The organism is Acetobacter sp. JWB, assembly GCF_003323795.1.
GTDB classification, from domain to species: Bacteria; Pseudomonadota; Alphaproteobacteria; order Acetobacterales; family Acetobacteraceae; genus Acetobacter; species Acetobacter oryzifermentans.
Genome location: NZ_CP030871.1, coordinates 1,149,534 through 1,166,000, shown reverse-complemented (window position 1 = coordinate 1,166,000; position 16,467 = coordinate 1,149,534). Strand labels below are relative to the sequence as shown.

Annotated in this window: 19 protein-coding genes; 10 read left to right on the top strand and 9 right to left on the bottom strand. The window is 53.4% G+C overall.

Annotated elements, in window-relative coordinates; genetic code table 11:
* Positions 1-148: 148 nt before the first annotated feature.
* The gene (gltA, locus tag DS739_RS05580) at positions 149-1,459 is read left to right on the top strand and encodes a citrate synthase (protein ID WP_035351757.1); all 1,311 of its coding nucleotides are present in this window, start codon (positions 149-151) and stop codon (positions 1,457-1,459) included.
* Between the two features lie 162 nt (positions 1,460-1,621).
* Here gltA and DS739_RS05575 read toward each other — a convergent pair whose 3' ends face one another.
* Entirely contained in the window at positions 1,622-1,861 is a 240-nt protein-coding gene (locus DS739_RS05575) for a hypothetical protein (protein WP_003622965.1), read from the bottom strand.
* Between the two features lie 246 nt (positions 1,862-2,107).
* On the opposite strand from DS739_RS05575, the gene DS739_RS05570 reads away from it, so the two are divergent.
* Positions 2,108-2,863 (top strand): orotate phosphoribosyltransferase, encoded by a 756-nt coding sequence (locus DS739_RS05570; protein ID WP_006115146.1) that lies wholly within the window; start codon positions 2,108-2,110, stop codon positions 2,861-2,863.
* 4 nt (positions 2,864-2,867) lie between these two features.
* The gene (locus DS739_RS05565; protein WP_035351497.1) at positions 2,868-3,722 is read left to right on the top strand and encodes a glutamate racemase; all 855 of its coding nucleotides are present in this window, start codon (positions 2,868-2,870) and stop codon (positions 3,720-3,722) included.
* Positions 3,723-3,756: 34 nt separating this feature from the next.
* Here the strand turns inward: DS739_RS05565 and DS739_RS05560 are convergent, their stop codons facing one another.
* Positions 3,757-4,827 (bottom strand): polyprenyl synthetase family protein, encoded by a 1,071-nt coding sequence (locus DS739_RS05560; RefSeq protein WP_006115144.1) that lies wholly within the window; start codon positions 4,825-4,827, stop codon positions 3,757-3,759.
* A gap of 117 nt (positions 4,828-4,944) precedes the next feature.
* Between DS739_RS05560 and DS739_RS05555 the strand changes: the two genes are divergently transcribed.
* The gene (locus DS739_RS05555) at positions 4,945-5,700 is read left to right on the top strand and encodes a tRNA1(Val) (adenine(37)-N6)-methyltransferase (RefSeq protein WP_006115143.1); all 756 of its coding nucleotides are present in this window, start codon (positions 4,945-4,947) and stop codon (positions 5,698-5,700) included.
* Between the two features lie 5 nt (positions 5,701-5,705).
* Here DS739_RS05555 and DS739_RS05550 read toward each other — a convergent pair whose 3' ends face one another.
* The 3 genes from DS739_RS05550 to DS739_RS05540 all read right to left on the bottom strand — a co-directional run bounded on the left by DS739_RS05550 (position 5,706) and on the right by DS739_RS05540 (position 9,899).
* Entirely contained in the window at positions 5,706-6,725 is a 1,020-nt protein-coding gene (locus tag DS739_RS05550) for a ribonucleotide-diphosphate reductase subunit beta (RefSeq protein ID WP_006115142.1), read from the bottom strand.
* 73 nt (positions 6,726-6,798) lie between these two features.
* Positions 6,799-8,730 (bottom strand): ribonucleoside-diphosphate reductase subunit alpha, encoded by a 1,932-nt coding sequence (locus tag DS739_RS05545; RefSeq protein ID WP_035351500.1) that lies wholly within the window; start codon positions 8,728-8,730, stop codon positions 6,799-6,801.
* Positions 8,731-8,918: 188 nt separating this feature from the next.
* On the bottom strand, positions 8,919-9,899 hold the full coding sequence (locus DS739_RS05540) for a Gfo/Idh/MocA family protein (protein WP_035351501.1): 981 nt from the start codon (positions 9,897-9,899) through the stop codon (positions 8,919-8,921).
* 234 nt (positions 9,900-10,133) lie between these two features.
* Between DS739_RS05540 and secD the strand changes: the two genes are divergently transcribed.
* Positions 10,134-11,699 carry a protein translocase subunit SecD gene (secD, locus tag DS739_RS05535; protein WP_006115138.1) on the top strand — a complete coding sequence of 522 codons (1,566 nt, stop codon included), beginning with the start codon at positions 10,134-10,136 and terminating at the stop codon, positions 11,697-11,699.
* A 12-nt stretch (positions 11,700-11,711) separates the two neighbouring features.
* The gene (gene secF / locus DS739_RS05530) at positions 11,712-12,662 is read left to right on the top strand and encodes a protein translocase subunit SecF (protein ID WP_006115137.1); all 951 of its coding nucleotides are present in this window, start codon (positions 11,712-11,714) and stop codon (positions 12,660-12,662) included.
* A 70-nt stretch (positions 12,663-12,732) separates the two neighbouring features.
* On the opposite strand, the gene DS739_RS05525 is transcribed toward secF, so the two are convergent.
* The 3 genes from DS739_RS05525 to DS739_RS14155 form a co-directional block, all read right to left on the bottom strand.
* Positions 12,733-13,137 carry a hypothetical protein gene (locus tag DS739_RS05525; RefSeq protein ID WP_231621179.1) on the bottom strand — a complete coding sequence of 135 codons (405 nt, stop codon included), beginning with the start codon at positions 13,135-13,137 and terminating at the stop codon, positions 12,733-12,735.
* Positions 13,138-13,222: 85 nt separating this feature from the next.
* Positions 13,223-13,702, bottom strand: coding sequence for a large conductance mechanosensitive channel protein MscL (gene mscL, locus DS739_RS05520; protein ID WP_006115135.1), 480 nt, complete (start codon positions 13,700-13,702; stop codon positions 13,223-13,225).
* Positions 13,703-13,842: 140 nt separating this feature from the next.
* Positions 13,843-13,992 carry a hypothetical protein gene (locus DS739_RS14155; RefSeq protein WP_162269445.1) on the bottom strand — a complete coding sequence of 50 codons (150 nt, stop codon included), beginning with the start codon at positions 13,990-13,992 and terminating at the stop codon, positions 13,843-13,845.
* Between DS739_RS14155 and rpmE the strand changes: the two genes are divergently transcribed.
* From rpmE to DS739_RS05505, 3 genes are all read left to right on the top strand, one after another.
* Positions 13,991-14,221: a 50S ribosomal protein L31 gene (gene rpmE / locus DS739_RS05515; RefSeq protein ID WP_006115134.1), complete on the top strand. Its 231-nt coding sequence runs from the start codon at positions 13,991-13,993 to the stop codon at positions 14,219-14,221. The two genes, DS739_RS14155 and rpmE, sit on opposite strands and share 2 nt — an antisense overlap.
* 183 nt (positions 14,222-14,404) lie before the next feature.
* Positions 14,405-14,911, top strand: a complete 507-nt coding sequence (locus DS739_RS05510) for an Hsp20 family protein (protein ID WP_035351759.1) — start codon at positions 14,405-14,407, stop codon at positions 14,909-14,911.
* A 243-nt stretch (positions 14,912-15,154) separates the two neighbouring features.
* Positions 15,155-15,745, top strand: a complete 591-nt coding sequence (locus DS739_RS05505; protein ID WP_035351508.1) for a DUF1013 domain-containing protein — start codon at positions 15,155-15,157, stop codon at positions 15,743-15,745.
* Positions 15,746-15,814: 69 nt separating this feature from the next.
* Here DS739_RS05505 and DS739_RS05500 read toward each other — a convergent pair whose 3' ends face one another.
* Positions 15,815-15,979 carry a YdcH family protein gene (locus tag DS739_RS05500; protein WP_080585990.1) on the bottom strand — a complete coding sequence of 55 codons (165 nt, stop codon included), beginning with the start codon at positions 15,977-15,979 and terminating at the stop codon, positions 15,815-15,817.
* 239 nt (positions 15,980-16,218) lie between these two features.
* Here DS739_RS05500 and DS739_RS05495 point away from each other — a divergent pair, with 239 nt between their 5' ends.
* Positions 16,219-16,425: a YdcH family protein gene (locus tag DS739_RS05495; protein ID WP_006115131.1), complete on the top strand. Its 207-nt coding sequence runs from the start codon at positions 16,219-16,221 to the stop codon at positions 16,423-16,425.
* Positions 16,426-16,467 lie beyond the last annotated feature (42 nt).

Genomic DNA, 16,467 nt, shown 5'->3' with positions numbered 1-16,467 from the left:
AAAAAACTGTGGTTTTCCAAGCATACTCCGTTCCGATAACGCTTCGTTTATCGCCAGCAATCTTCCGGTTTCCTTTTGAATAGGTGACAAAGTGGAACGAGCAGGCCGCAGCAGCGACCGTGGCCCAAACATGCAAAAGGAAACACTAATGAGCGCGTCGCAGAAAGAAGGTAAGCTATCTACCGCTACCATTTCGGTTGGTGGGAAATCCGCCGAAATGCCTGTACTTTCAGGCACTCTGGGACCGGATGTTGTCGACATCCGCAAACTTCCGGCGCAACTGGGCGTTTTCACGTTTGACCCCGGTTACGGGGAAACAGCCGCCTGCAACAGCAAAATCACCTTTATTGATGGCGACAAGGGTGTTCTGCTGCACCGTGGCTACCCCATTGCCCAGCTAGCGGAAAATGCTTCCTATGAGGAAGTTATCTATCTGCTTCTGAATGGTGAACTGCCGAACAAAGCACAGTACGATACCTTCACCAACACCCTTACAAACCACACCCTGCTGCACGAGCAGATCCGCAACTTCTTTAACGGCTTCCGGCGTGATGCCCACCCCATGGCCATTCTGTGCGGCACGGTTGGGGCTTTGTCTGCCTTCTACCCAGATGCCAACGATATTGCCATTCCCGCCAACCGGGATCTGGCCGCCATGCGCCTGATTGCCAAAATCCCAACCATTGCAGCATGGGCATACAAATACACGCAGGGTGAAGCCTTCATCTATCCGCGGAATGATCTGAACTACGCAGAAAATTTCCTGTCCATGATGTTCGCGCGCATGTCCGAACCCTACAAGGTTAACCCTGTTCTGGCCCGCGCCATGAACCGGATTCTGATCCTGCATGCCGATCATGAACAGAATGCTTCCACCTCTACCGTGCGTCTGGCAGGTTCTACAGGCGCCAATCCGTTTGCCTGTATTGCCGCGGGCATTGCGGCCCTGTGGGGGCCTGCACATGGTGGTGCTAACGAAGCCGTGCTGAAAATGCTGGCTCGCATTGGCAAGAAAGAAAACATCCCTGCCTTTATCGCGCAGGTGAAGGACAAGAACAGCGGCGTAAAGCTGATGGGCTTTGGCCACCGCGTTTACAAAAACTTCGACCCACGTGCGAAGATTATGCAGCAGACCTGCCACGAAGTGCTGACAGAACTGGGCATTAAGGACGATCCGCTGCTTGATCTGGCTGTTGAGCTGGAAAAAATTGCTCTGAGCGATGATTACTTCGTGCAGCGCAAGCTCTACCCGAATGTGGATTTCTATTCCGGCATCATTCTCAAGGCCATGGGCATTCCCACCAGCATGTTCACCGTGCTGTTTGCCGTTGCCCGCACCACCGGCTGGGTTAGCCAGTGGAAGGAAATGATTGAAGAACCGGGCCAGCGTATCAGCCGCCCTCGCCAGCTGTATATTGGCGCACCACAGCGCGACTATACGCCTCTTGCCAAACGGTAAGATAGGTTAACCCAAAAAGCCGGTTTTCCTTATGGAAGACCGGCTTTTTGTTTGTGCTGTTCTTCAGCGCCACAAAGACACAAGCCACCACTTGGGCATAAAAAAACGCATGCCCTAACGGAACATGCGTCTGATTACATAGGGCTGTACGCCTTAGGTGCGTTAGTTGCAATCACACCCTTTGGTTGGCCCGGAATCCATGCGGACAACATGATGATCAATCCATTCGGACACAAGGCGGCGCGCCTCATTCACTGATGCTTCGGGGTGATGAATACGGTACAAGGTGGTGCAGGCATTAAATGCCGTAACATCCGCTGTCCCAACTTCGCGCAGTTCCTTGTAAGCCGTTATAACGGCCCGCTCACACTTGCGCGCGATACGATTAGCTTCGGCGGCCACGGCATATTCCTTAACTGATAATCAATCTTAACTGGGAATGATTAAACGCTACATCCACCATATAAGCAAGGTGCAAAAATCAATTCTGGGGCTTTTGAACATCACAAGTTTTTCACTCATACGCCGCCCACCTATTTATCTGGCATGCATATGCAGGAAAACTGCCATATCAGGCATAGATTTTCCACGCCTGCGGCGTTATTCCAAACATATATAGACAACCGCCAAATTCAAGGACATGCGCACATGACATCACCCTCAGGCGTGGCCTCTGCCCACCCCGCTGAGACCAGCGACTGGGACCGCGACGCGGCCCTGACCACCGCACGCCTGCTGCTGGAAATCAAAGCCGTAAATTTCCGCCCGGAAGATCCGTACACCCTGACTTCTGGCTGGAAATCTCCCGTCTATATTGATTGCCGCCGCATTATCTTCTTCCCCCGCGCCCGTGCCAAAATTATGGAACTTGGGGTGGAAAAAATTGGCCGCCACGTTGGGTATGAAAGCCTGGATGCCGTTGTGGGTGGTGAAACCGCAGGTATTCCGTTTGCCGCATGGATGGCAGACCGCATGATGCTGCCGATGGCTTATGTGCGCAAAAAACCCAAAGGCTTTGGCCGCAACGCTCAGATTGAAGGCGATGTGCCCGAAAACATGCGCACCCTGCTGGTAGAAGATCTGACCACCGATGGTGGCTCCAAAGTGCAGTTTGCCAATGCGTTACGTAATGCTGGCGCCATTATCAACCACGCATTTGTTGTGTTCTATTACGGCGTTTTCCCCGGTGCGCAGAACACGCTGGCAGAAATGAACGTATCTTTGCATGCCCTGTGCACGTGGTGGGATGTGCTAGAAGCATGCTCTACACGGCCATACTTCTCTGAAGAAGCTGCATCAGAAGTGCGGCGTTTTCTGGAAGATCCTTGCGCTTGGTCTGCTCGCCACGGTGGCGTTGGCACTTTGGAAGAAGCCGCTACATTTAAAGCCAACAAGGATAAATAAAACGGTGCAGATAGATGGCCCTGCCCTTTTTGGCCCCCGGCATATTCTGGCATTTGATTCCGGAATTGGAGGTTTGGGTATTGTAAGGGCCATTCAAGCGCTGGCGCCAAATGTCTGCATAGATTATTTGGCCGACACTGCCATTTTTCCGTATGGCGAACAGGATGACGATTTTCTTATTGAGCGAATCGTCTCCTTGCTCTCTCAGGCTATTCGGCGGCTTCAGCCTCAGGCTGTGGTGGTGGCCTGCAATACGGCCAGCACATTGGCGCTGGAAGCCCTGCGGGCCGCATGGCCAGATATGCCCTTTGTAGGATGTGTTCCGCCCATACGCTGGGCTGCGCGTATCACCCAAACCAAGGTTATCGGGTTGCTGGCCACACGCGCTACCGTGCGGCGGCCATACCTTTCTCGACTCCATGCGCTTTACGCGCCAGAATGCACACTTATTGCCCATGCCGCCCCCGGCTTAGCTGGATGTGCGGAATTAGCCTTCCGTGGACAGGATGTGCCTGATTCTACGATTTTACGAGAAATAGAAGGGCTGTTTGTTCACCCGGATTCTAACAGACTGGATGCCGTAGGCCTTGGCTGCACACATTATACCTTTGTGCTGAACCGCCTGCGTGCGCTCTCTCCACCCGGCCTGACGTGGCTAGACCCTGCGCCAGCCGTAGCGCGGCATACCTGCAACCTGCTGGCTCATTTACCACAGAAAACCCACGCACACCCCTGCGCATGGTTTACGGCCCTACCTGATACCCAGAACGATCAAGCCCTGCTCACACACTTAAAGCCTTACGGGTTCAGTGCCGTGACATTATGGGAAGATATTAATGAGGTAGAAGCCAGCTATTAACCCGTAATAGCCAGCCCCCAATACACAGCCGCTCTTAACGCTCGCGGCTGGCAGAATAGCTGGCCGTTTCCAGCAGCAGGTTTTTCAATGTGTCATCTGGGAACATGGAAAGATTTTCACGTGCTTTAGCCGCGTAATCTTCCGCACATTTTAGGGTAATCCCAATTGCATTTGTTTCTGCAATACGGCCCAACGCGGCTTCCAGATCCCCGGGGTGCTGATCACATTCCTCAATCACCCGGCGCCAGAAAATACGGTCTTCCTCATTCCCGGCTTCGTAAGCTGCCAGAACAGGCAGGGTGACTTTTCCTTCACGGAAATCATCCCCCACTTCCTTACCCAGTGTGGCCTGATCTGCCGCATAATCCAGCGCATCATCAACAAGCTGGAAAGCCATGCCCAAATTGGCACCATACATGCGCAATGCTTCACGCTGTTCTGGCGTAGCTTCACCAATGACAGCGCCAGATTCGCACGCAGCAGCAAACAGCGCTGCTGTTTTGCCGTAGATAACCTGCAAATACTGATCTACCGATGTGGAAAGATCATTCTGCGTGGTCATCTGCATGACCTCACCTTCCGCCAGCGTGGCAGAAGCCGCAGACAGAATCGCCATAACACCCAATGAGGCATCGGCTGTTAGAATCTGGAAAGACCGCGCAAACAGGAAGTCCCCCACCAGCACAGAAGCCTTGTTGCCAAAAATGGCATTGGCGCTTGCCAGCCCACGGCGGAGCTGGCTGTCATCCACCACATCATCATGCAGCAGCGTGGCTGTGTGAATGAATTCTACACACGCGGCAATTTCTACATGCCGCATGCGCCCATCCTGATTATTGTAGCCGCACATTCTGGCCGCAGCCAGAGTAAGCAAGGGCCGCAGCCGCTTTCCGCCAGCCGCCACTAAATGGGCCGCAAGCTGCGGTATAAGTGCCACGGGGCTTTGCATACGGTCTACAATGACCTGATTGCAGGCAAGCATGTCCGACGCAAGATAATCGGCCAGCGCTTTCAGGCCTGCTTCTCCTGGTTTACTCACTGAAACTCCAGATCCATCCTGGCTTGTGGTTCTGCCTGTTTCTGACAGACTGATTGCAACACCCAAACGTTTTATCCCCCAGCCATGGGATGAGTTGACGTTCTTCTATATGCGAGGCACCTGAAAAACGGTCAAGCGCCTACGAATTCAAGCCAGCCAGACACATAGCTCCCATCGGAAACCATGCCAGCTCGTTTTGCCATTACTCCCGGAACGCTTTTGCGTGGCCGTATCTCCTATAGCCAGTTTCTGCAAGGCTATCGCACCGGGTTGGAACCCGTGCTTATGGCTGCCGCTGTACCGGCCCGTAAAGGCCAGCATGTGCTGGAAATTGGCTGTGGCGCTGGAGCCGGGCTGCTTTGCCTGCTCCACCGCGCGCCCACCCTTCAGGGCACGGGCGTGGAAAAAGAAAGTGATACAGCAACCCTGGCCCAGCAAAACATGGTCGCCAACCATCAGCAGAATATCAGGATTCTGAATGCCACATTTCCCGATGTTTTTCTGGAAGATAACCCGCTGCCCGAACAATATTTTGACCACTGCATGGCGAATCCACCGTGGCATGCCCCTTTAGGCACAGCCTCGGCGCACCCGCGTCGTGATCTGGCCCGGCGGATGGGGGCAGATACCTTACCCACATGGATTGCAGGCGCTGCCCGAATCCTGCGCCATAAAGGCAGCCTTACGCTTGCTTTACCCGCGGCATTAGCAGACCAAGCCATTTTCTGCCTGAACAAATCCGGATTTGGGGGTGTTACGCTTTATCCGTTCTGGCCAAAGGCCGGGCGAGAATCGCGCATTGTCTTGGTGCAGGCCCGCAAAGGCGTTAAAAGCCCAGCCCGTGTTTTGGCTGGGCTGGTGCTGCACGAAGCCGATGGCGCTTTCACGCCATCGGCCCGCACAGTGCTGGAAGAAGGCGCCCCGTTGCCAGGGCTATAAGCTGTTTATTCGAACACAGAGTTTTCAAAAGCCTCTTCCCACGTACCGGCTGTGGAAGCACGGCTGTATTCTGTGGAGCGGTTTTCAAAGAAGTTGGTGTGTTCTACGGCATTCAACATATCATCCAACCACGGCAGAGGGTTGGTTGTGGTGTTGTAAATTGGCTCCAGCCCAAGCTGGGTAAGGCGACGGTCTGCAATAAAGTGGATGTAGGTTTTCACCTGCTCCGCATTCAGCCCTTCTACAGCACCCATTTCAAAGGCCAGATCAATAAAGGCTTCCTCATGCTCTACAATGGTGCGGCAGATATCTGTTAGTTCCGTGCGTAGCTGCTCTGTCCACAGCTCAGGGTTTTCCTGAATGAACACGCGGAACAACCGGATAATGGACAGGCAATGCAGTGTTTCATCACGCACAGACCATGAGACAATCTGCCCCATGCCCTTAAGTTTATTGAAGCGCGGGAAGTTTAGCAGAATGGCAAAAGATGCAAAAAGCTGAAGCCCTTCCGTAAAGGCCCCAAAAGCTGCCAGCGTTTTGGCGATTTCATGCTTGCTGTCCACCGTGAACGTTTGCATGTAATCGTATTTATCCTTCATTTCCTTATACTTAAGGAAAGCGGAATACTCGGTTTCGGGCATGCCGAGTGTATCCAGAAGGTAGCTGTACGCTGCAATATGGATGGTTTCGATGTTAGAAAAAGCTGAAAGCATCATCAGCACTTCCGTGGGTTTAAACACACGGCTGTAGTGCTTCATGTAGCAGTTGTTTACTTCCACATCGGACTGGGTGAAGAAGCGGAAAATCTGCGTCACCAGATGCTGTTCACCTTCGTTCAGAACGCGGTGCCAGTCTTTTACATCATCGGCCAGAGGCACTTCTTCTGGCAGCCAGTGCAGCCGCTGCTGCGTCAACCACGCATCATACGCCCACGGGTAGCGGAACGGCTTGTAAACCGGGTTGGCTGTCAGCAGGTCAAACTTCTGTTCCTGCTGCGGCTCCTGACCAGACATATGCTCGCTCATGCTGCCTCCCTTAACGGCAACACGCAGGATGCCGTCATATTTCTTTTATAAACAAATTGTTAGTAGCCAATGCTTACTGACAGGCCAAGCATTCTTCGTAGTCATTCCCGCTTGATGCAGAACCTGACGATGCTTGGGATGAATCCACATTCATCACATCATTCTTGGCCAGAACATTGCTCACTGTATCTGCACGCTGGATAGACAGGCTGCGGCAATAATACAAAGATTTCAGGCCCTTTTTCCAAGCCATGTAGTGGATCTGGTGCAGATCCCGCTTATGCACATCGGCCGGAAGGAACAGATTGACGGACTGTGCCTGACAGATAAACGGCTGGCGATCTGCCGCATGCTCCACGATCCAACGCTGATCCAGTTCGAACGCGGTTTTAAACACGTCCTTTTCCTGCTGGGTCAAAAAGTCCAGATGCTGCACGCTGCCCTTGCTGGTGGTAATGGAAGACCACACCTCCGGCGTATCCTGCCCTTTTTCCTCCAGCAGCTTCTGCAAGTGCCGGTTACGTACGGTAAAGGAGCCGGAAAGCGTTTTCTGCAAGAACACATTGGCCGCAATTGGCTCAATGCCAGGGCTAGCGTTCCCCGCAATAATGGAAATGGACGCCGTAGGCGCAATAGCCATCTTGTTAGAAAAGCGTTCCATAACGCCGTATTCTTCAGCATCCGGGCATGGGCCGCGCAGTTCCGCCAACTTGCGGGATGCCGCATCTGCCTGCTCACGAATATGCTTGAAAATCTTACGGTTCCAGACCTTTGCTATCACACTTTCAAACGGCACATTGCGGCTTTGCAGGAAGGTGTGGAAGCCCATAACACCAAGCCCAACAGAGCGTTCACGCATGGCCGCATATTTGGCGCGGTGCATATCTTCTGGCGCACGGTCGATGAAGTCCTGCAGCACGTTATCAAGGAACAGCATCACGTCCTCAATAAACTGCGGGTTATCCTTCCACTCATCCCATGTTTCCAGATTCAGGGAAGAAAGACAGCATACAGCCGTACGTGCCTTACCGTGATGATCGATCCCGGTTGGCAGCGTAATTTCGGAACACAGGTTGGAGGTTTTGACTTCTAGCCCAGCTAACTTGTGGTGTTCCGGCCGCGCATTGTTCACATGGTCGGAGTAAACAATGTAGGGCTCACCTTGCTCCATGCGGGCCGTAAGAATACGTATCCACAACCCACGGGCAGAAATCTTACGGATAACACTGCTATCTTTAGGGGAGATCAGCGCCCATTCATCATCGCTTTCCACAGCCCGCATAAAGGCGTCTGACACCAGCACACCATGATGCAGGTTCAGCGCCTTACGGTTGGGATCCCCCCCAGTGGGGCGACGCAGTTCGATAAATTCTTCAATTTCTGGGTGCCAGACGGGCAGATACACCGCAGCAGACCCGCGGCGCAAAGAGCCCTGAGAAATAGCCAGTGTGAGGCTATCCATCACGCGGATAAACGGAATAACGCCGGATGTTTTGCCATTGCGGCCAACATTTTCACCAATGGAGCGCAGATTACCCCAATAGGAACCAATGCCGCCGCCCTTACTGGCCAGCCAGACGTTCTCATTCCACAGATCAACAATGCCCTTCAGGCTATCGCTGGCTTCGTTCAGAAAGCACGAAATAGGCAGCCCGCGTGATGTTCCGCCGTTAGACAGAACGGGCGTTGCTGGCATGAACCAGTGCTTACTGATGTAATCATAAATGCGCTGGGCATGGGCTGCATCTGCCCCGTAATACGAGGCCACACGGCCAAACAGATCCTGATACCCTTCATCCGGCAAAAGGTAACGGTTATCCAGCGTGGCCTTGCCAAAAGGTGTGAGCAACGCATCACGGGAGCGATCTACCCGCACTTGGTGGTGGCCGGGCAACTGCACCATATCTTCCATCTTGCCAGCGTTGAACAGATCGGGTTCCCCGGCTTCTGCCCCCCCGGACGAGGAACGACGAATGTCATTTTCCTGTACGTCAATCAGGGTCATGGCTGGGTTACTCCGCTATTTTCTGCGTCAATTTTGGGGTCGGATGGGGGGCTTTGCCTCCGCACCATATCTCGTGCTTGTGCTCTATCTTGCCCCCTATATCTAGTGAATTTTTGCACAGAAAGCTAGAAAAAGGGGCTTGAAATTTTGAAAGTGGCGGTTTTCTCCCGCTTCTGTGGGGTGCTTTTTTATTCGGCCTGAATCAGTCCGGAAAGCTCCATCCGGCGGCGAGATTCGGCAATACCATCTGCCACGGCCAGAGCTGCCGCCAGAGCGCGCCGACCGGCATTTGCGTCCACCACCACAGGGGCACCGTCCAGACACGCAGCAACAAAAGCTTCGTGTTCAGCCATAAGCGAATCATGCTCTTTCCACGTGATGTGCTCGCGCCGGAATCCGCCTGTACCCGGTAAGGGAAGGCCCCGATCACGGCCAATCATTGTCAGTTCCCGTTTTACAAAATCGGCGGACAAGTAGCCTTCCTCAGAAAACAGGCGCATGCGCCGTTCCGTTTTCAGCGAGATGCGGCTGGCGGTTATGGTGGCCACACAGCCGTTTTCAAACCGCACACGCGCATTGGCAATATCTTCATGAGCAGAGCTTACCGCCGCACCCAAGGCATCCACCTGCGCAATAGGGCTATCTACAATAGCCAGAACCAGATCCAAATCATGGATCATCAGATCCAGAATAACGGATACATCCGTGCCGCGCGGCTTGTAGGGGGCAATGCGTGTGGCCTCTATATAAAGAGGGCGGGTGATGCGCTGGGTAATGGCATCGTGCTCGGCAGAATAACGCAGCAGGTGCCCAACCTGACAGACCAACCCGCTTTCATGCGCCAGAGTAACCAGAAAATCTGCCTGTTCCAGCGTGGCGGCTATGGGCTTTTCCACCAGCACATGCTTGCCCGCACGCAGCGCTTGCACTGCCAGTTCAAAATGAAATTCTGCTGGAGCAGCCACAACCACGGCATCACACGCTGCCAGTAGGGTATCAACATCCTGCATAACGGGGCATCCGGCTTCCTTTGCTACCAAGGCCGCGCGCTTGTTATCGGGATCAAACAGCCCCACCAGCGTTTCCCGCGCAACGTGGCGCACTTTCAAGGCATGAAAACGTCCGAAATGTCCGGCTCCAATTACGCCAACCTTAAGTGTTTCAGCCATGAAATCCGCCTTCTTTTTGTGCCCTACAAGACTGCATGCAGGCGTAGCACCCCCGTAGCCGAATGCAAGCGCCCTCAACAACAGGCAGCCTTGCCGCAAACTGATGCAGTTTGGCCACGTACATCTTGGTGTGGCGGCCATACAACAGGTATGAAACGCGAATAATGCAGCACAACGGTTGCATCCCGCCTGCCGGGGCGGCATGTTCCCGGCAAGAAAACTGCAAGCGATCAGGTGAGAATGTATTACAGCCGCCTCAAACTGGCCTCGGTGCTGGGCGTGTGCCTGTTGGGCCTGCTGCTGTGCCTACCCAACGGTATGCGCAAGCCTTTCCCTTCCATACCATGGCGTCAAATCCATCTGGGGTTAGATTTGCGGGGCGGGTCTTACCTGCTGATGCAGGTTGACCTTAAAAGCCTCACGCACGACAGGCTCCAGACCTTGGCAGAAAACACGCGTGATGCCCTGCTGAAATCTCAGCTCGGTTATCAGAACATCAACGTGAATGCCGACAAAAACACCGTCTCCTTCCAACCGCGTGATACGGCTGAAGCAGATAGGGATGTTGCTACGCTGGACAAGCTGCCCCGCGTTGTGCCCAATGAATTCAGCGTTAAAAAGCAGGATGACGGCACAATCGCTCTGGTGCTTTCTGCAGATGCCATTAAGGCCCGCGCGCGGGAGGCTGTGACACAGTCTATCGAGATTGTGCGTCGGCGTATTGATGGCACGGGCGCGGTTGACCCCGAAATCACCCGTCAGGGCGATGATCGGATTGTGGTAGAGCTGCCCGGCATCAGTGATCCAGAACGGATTAAAGCGCTGCTTGGCACCACGGCCAAAATGACCTTCCGGCTGGTAGATTCCAACCCGCTGCACGCCACCTATGCCCCCCCGGGTGTGAGCCTTGTGCCCATGGCTAACCCGGCGGAAGGCGGCCCCCTGCCTGTTTTTGACCATGTGGATGTGGATGGCACAGACCTGACAAACGCAGGCGCAGTGATTGACCAGCAAACAGGCGAATGGGCTGTCAGCTTCTCATTCGATTCAGTAGGCACGCGCGCTTTCTCATCTGTTACACAAACCAATGTTGGCAAACGCTTCGCCATTGTTCTGGATAACAAGGTGATTGAAGCCCCCGTTATCCGCACCCCCATTACGGGCGGTAACGGGCAGATTACGGGCGGATTTGATGCCCAGAAAGCCACGGATCTGGCACTTATGCTCCGCGCTGGCGCACTGCCCGCACCCTTAAGCGTGGTGGAACAGCGCAGCATCGGGCCATCTCTTGGGGCCGATTCCATTCGGGCCGGTATTCTCAGCCTTGGCGTTGGCTTCCTGCTGGTTGTGGTTTTTATGGTGCTGTTTTATGGCCGCTTTGGCTGGTACGCAGATATCGCCCTGCTGGCCAACCTTGTGCTGATGGTTGCCATTCTCTCTCTGTTCGAAGCCACACTTACACTGCCGGGTATGGCGGGTATGCTGCTGACCTTGGGTATGGCGGTGGACGCCAATATTCTGATTAACGAACGCATACGTGAAGAAGTAGCCCGTGGCCGCACCCCTTTGGCTGCCATGCAAACCGGGTTTGAACGCGCCACCTCCACCATTGTAGATAGTAATGCCACGGCCTTTTTGGCCCATGTCATGCTGTTTGTATTTGGCACCGGGCCGGTGCGTGGCTTTGCGCTAACCATTACCATTGGTATTGCCACCACGCTGTTCACCACCCTGCTGCTTTCCCGCATGCTTATGGCCCGCTGGTATGCGCGTACGCGCCCTGCCAGCCTGCCTGTCTGAAGCGAGGCCATTATGTTCGGACGTCCTCTTCTGCGTTTTGTGCGCAAAGACACGCATATCAACTTCATGCGTGGCCGGTACATGGGGCTTATTGTCTCGGCCGTGCTTTCCATTGCCTCTATTATTCTATTCTTCCACCCCGGCCTTACGCTGGGGCTGGATTTTAGAGGCGGCATTGTGGTGGAAGCCAAAACCAGCGGCCCGGCAGATTTTGCCAAGCTGCGTACGGCGCTGGCGGCACAGCATATCTCCCACGCATCGCTACAGGCATTTGGCGCACCCGATGATGTGTTGATACGCCTAGATGCCAGAGATGACCAGAATACAGATGCTGTGGTGGACACTGTGCGCCGCGCGGTTACAGATGCACAGCCCGGCACCACCATTTTGCGGGCTGATGCGGTTGGCGCTTCTGTTTCGGCCGAGCTGTTCCGCAATGGTATGCTGGCCCTTGGGCTCAGCTTGGCCATGATTCTGGTTTACATCTGGTTCCGCTTTGAGTGGGAATTTGCCCTTAGCGCCGTGATCACACTGGTTCTAGACCTGACCAAAACCATGGGCTTTCTGGTTATCACGGGTTTTGAATTTGACCTTGTGATGGTGGCCGCCATTCTGACCATTCTGGGCTATTCCACCAATGATAAGGTGGTGGTGTATGACCGCGTGCGTGAAAACCTGCGCAAATATCGCACCATGCCCCTGATGGAACTGATTAACCTTTCCATTAACGAAACGCTGAACCGTACTTTGGGCACATCCTCCACCGTGTTTTTGGCAGCTCTTCCGCTGGCGCTATGGGGCGGCGCTACGCTTTCCGGTTTTGCATGGACCATGTTGTTCGGCATTGTGGTGGGGACTTCCTCCTCCATCTTCATTGCAGCGCCGCTGCTGCTGTTTATGGGAGAAGGCAGACTAAAACGTGGGGCCAAGGCTGGCCCAGCCCCGGCGCAGCAGAAAAGCTGATACGCTTTTCCTTGCAACAATAAGCCAACAAAAACGGAGCGGGTTATGCACCCTGCTCCGTTTTTTATGTCTAGCGCATGAAACCGGATGTTGGCGGTGGTGGTAAAAGAATGGCGCCAGACAATGCAGGAGAAAGAGGCTGCGTGGGTTGTTCCACCGCGCCAATAAAATCTTCCACCTTCTGGCCCGCCTTCCGCAGCCTGCGCCGGGTTGGTTTATCCCGAAACGCCAGAATAGCCAAAAGCGCGTTTCTGTCTGTTGTAATAATATTGAAGACTTGGGCAGGTGGCAGATCTTCTGTCATTATCCGCCCGCGCGCCATACCATTGGCTATGACGTAACTGTACAGCAATGTGCGCGGTGTTTCCTGCACCTTCAGCCCGCGTGAGCTTTGGCACCCTGCCAGCCCTAAAATGGCCAGAACACCTATTGCTGAACGAAAAAAAACCGGAAAGCCGGATCGGGAGCGCTTCATATAAGAAGCATATCCCATATCCCACTTTCCGGGAACAGATCACACAGCTACCATTTTAAGCCAATGGTGGCTGGCATAAGGCGTATTAGCCCTGATGCGGTGCCTGATCTTTATTGTTGGCTGCCAGTTCATCACGAATCTGCTCAAGCAGAACTTCGGTTTTGGATGGCGGCGGCGGTGCCTTGGGTTCTTCATCTTCACGCACATGCAAGCGTGTCAGGGCTTTAACCATCCAGAAAATAGCCATGGCTACAATCAGGAACTGGATAACGGCGTTCAGGAACAAGCCAAGGTTCAGTGTAACAGCACCTGCTTTCTGGGCTTCTGCCAGAGTTGCCAGATGCGGGCCCTTAAGCGTGATGAACAGGTTGGAAAAATCAATCCCGCCAATAAGCAGACCAATCAATGGGTTGAAGATGTCTTTTACCAAGCTGTTCACAATGGATGTAAACGCAGCACCAATAATAACACCAACAGCCAGATCAACAACGTTGCCGCGCATGATGAATGCCCGGAACTCGCCCACCCAACCTGGGGCATGGACGTGAGATTTAAGGTCAGCCATACAAAAATTCCTGTTTAATACTGAAAAATCCGCCCAGAGGTAGCCGTTTTACTGCTTTTTCCTCAAGCCCCTGTATCAAGATTGACACATTTTTCTTAATATTTAAGGTATTCTGTAACACAAATGCTGCACAAACGCTGTTATTTGCCCTTTATATGCTTCACTTCATTATCATGCCCAACAAGGCAAATGAACGGTTGATCCAGCATACGCATTTCGTTTATATGCACGGCAATCTTGGCCCGGTCGGTATCGGGCCCTTTCTGCTGTAACGAAAGAACCAGTTTCATGAAACCCGGCATTCACCCCGATTATCACGAAATCAATGTTGTCATGACTGACGGCACGGAATTCAAGACGAACTCCTGCTATGGTAAGGCTGGCGACACGCTCCGTCTGGACGTTGACCCCAAGTCTCACCCAGCTTGGACAGGCGTGCAGCGTATGCTGGATACCGGGGGCCAGGTTGCCAAGTTCAACAAGCGTTTTGCTGGTATTGGCACCCGCAAAAAAGGCTGATTTTTCAGTTCTTTGCGTATGCAGAAAAGCCCCGCCTCTTGAAAAAGAGCGCGGGGCTTTCCACGTTCAGGGGTAAGGAAATGCCCGCATATGGGGTTTCCGCCAAAAAATGCTGCCGGGCACGATTGCCTTCGGGGGTCTTGGCAAAACCGGCAGAACCTTGCTGAACGAGGAGGTTCTTACATGAGTTACGATTTTACACCGCTATTTCGCACGGCAATTGGCTTTGACCGCCTTGCACAGGTTATGGATTCTGCGGCCCGCTCACCGGGCAACTCCAGCTTTCCGCCCTACGATATCGCCAAAACGGGAAGCGATAGCTACACGCTTACCATGGCCATAGCTGGCTTTGGGCCGGAAGATATAGAACTGGTGGTGCAGGATAACACGCTTGTTGTATCTGGCCGCGTTAATGCTCCGCAGGATGAAGGAGAAATCCTGCACCGAGGCATTGCCCGCCGTGCGTTTGAACGCCGCTTTGCACTGGCAGACCATGTGGAAGTAACAGGCGCAGAAATGAATAACGGGCTTTTGCGCATTACGGTGCAGCAGATTATCCCTGAAGCGCTTAAGCCGCGCCGTATTCCTGTTAAAACTGTCAGCACCACGCCAGAAGAACGCGCCGTTACAACCGAGCAGAAAAATCAGGTGTCGCAGCAACCTCAGCAATCTATTGCCACAGCCGCCTGATTGCTGAAGTGTTACCAATACACTTCATATAGGCCCAGCAAGGGGGAAACTGCGGTTTCCCCTTTATTTAATGTGTAGAATATTGGGCCGTTATGTGTATTGCGGCTTGACCTGAAGCTGCCACTCCCCCCATATCGTGGCACAGATGCGCGCCGGCAGGCACGCAGGCCTGCGGAACACGTTCCGGGCCGTCAAGTTCCCGGTGCCTGCGCAAGCGCCGCCCGACGACAGGAATACAAAAACATGACGACCCTACCGTTAATGCCCAAAGCAACTGCTGTGTGGCTGATTGAAAAAACTGCTCTCAGTTTTGAACAGATTGCCGCTTTCTGCGGTATGCACCCGCTGGAAGTGCAGGCCATTGCTGATGGCGAAGTGGCACATGGTATTGTCGGGTATGATCCGGTTGCGAATCACCAGCTCAAGCAGGAAGAAATCCAGCGTTGTGAAAAAGACCCCAACGCACGGCTGAAAATTCTACCTTCTAACAACCCTGTGCGCCGTCGCTCCAAGGGGGCGCGTTATACGCCTGTTGCTAAACGTCATGATCGTCCGGATGGCATTGCATTCCTGCTGCGCAACTATCCGCAACTGAGCGATCAGCAGGTTGTTAAGCTGCTTGGCACCACCAAAGATACCATTGCCAAAGTGCGCAACAAGCAGCATTGGAACACCCCCAACATCAAACCGCGTGATCCGGTAACCGTGGGGCTGTGCAGCCAAACAGATCTGAACGCTGCCGTGCACGAAGCCAATATGCGTCTGGAACGTGATGGGCAGGAAATTCCTGCACCCGTAACAGATATGGAAAGCTTTAGCTCTTCCGAAAACTAATGGAATGATGCCCTGAGGCAGAAGATCGTTCTTTCTGCCTCAGAAGCATTTAAGCTGCCAAATACGGCGTTAAACCGAAAGGCGCTCTATTTCTTCCTTTATTCGTAGCTTTTGTAATTTTAAGCACATCAGCACGCGCTCGTCCGGTCTGGGGCGTCCACCTTCGCTCATAATTTTCTGATCAATACGGAAATGGCGCGATTTAAGACTCTCGATCCTTGAAAGGCGTGTCATTTGGGTGCCTCCACTCGATTGATGACCTACAAACGCTAACGTACTGAGGATAAGAAAGTTCATGTTAATTTCATATATCACGCCCTGCTGGCATGCGGGCTGAGCATAGAAGTTTTTTTGTAATCCTGGCTGGCGTCCGGCTCTTACATGGTAAACACTGCTTCGGGCATGCTATTCACTCTGCGGGCCGCCAGACCCGGCGCACGATTCCGCATCAGTGGTGAAGGAGACAGGACATCATGCTGCGAGATCGCGATTTACTGCTTGCCCAACTGCATGAACTGCGTAGTGAACACAGAGATCTGGATACAGTTATCAGCCGGATGGGGCATGAAACCACCTTTATTGATCAACTATATCTCCAGCGGCTTAAAAAGCGTAAACTCCTGTTAAAAGATCAGATCACCAAGGTTGAAAGCCTTCTGATCCCTGATGATATCGCCTAAACCACCCCGTTACAGACTTTAGAAAACCCGGATAGATACCTA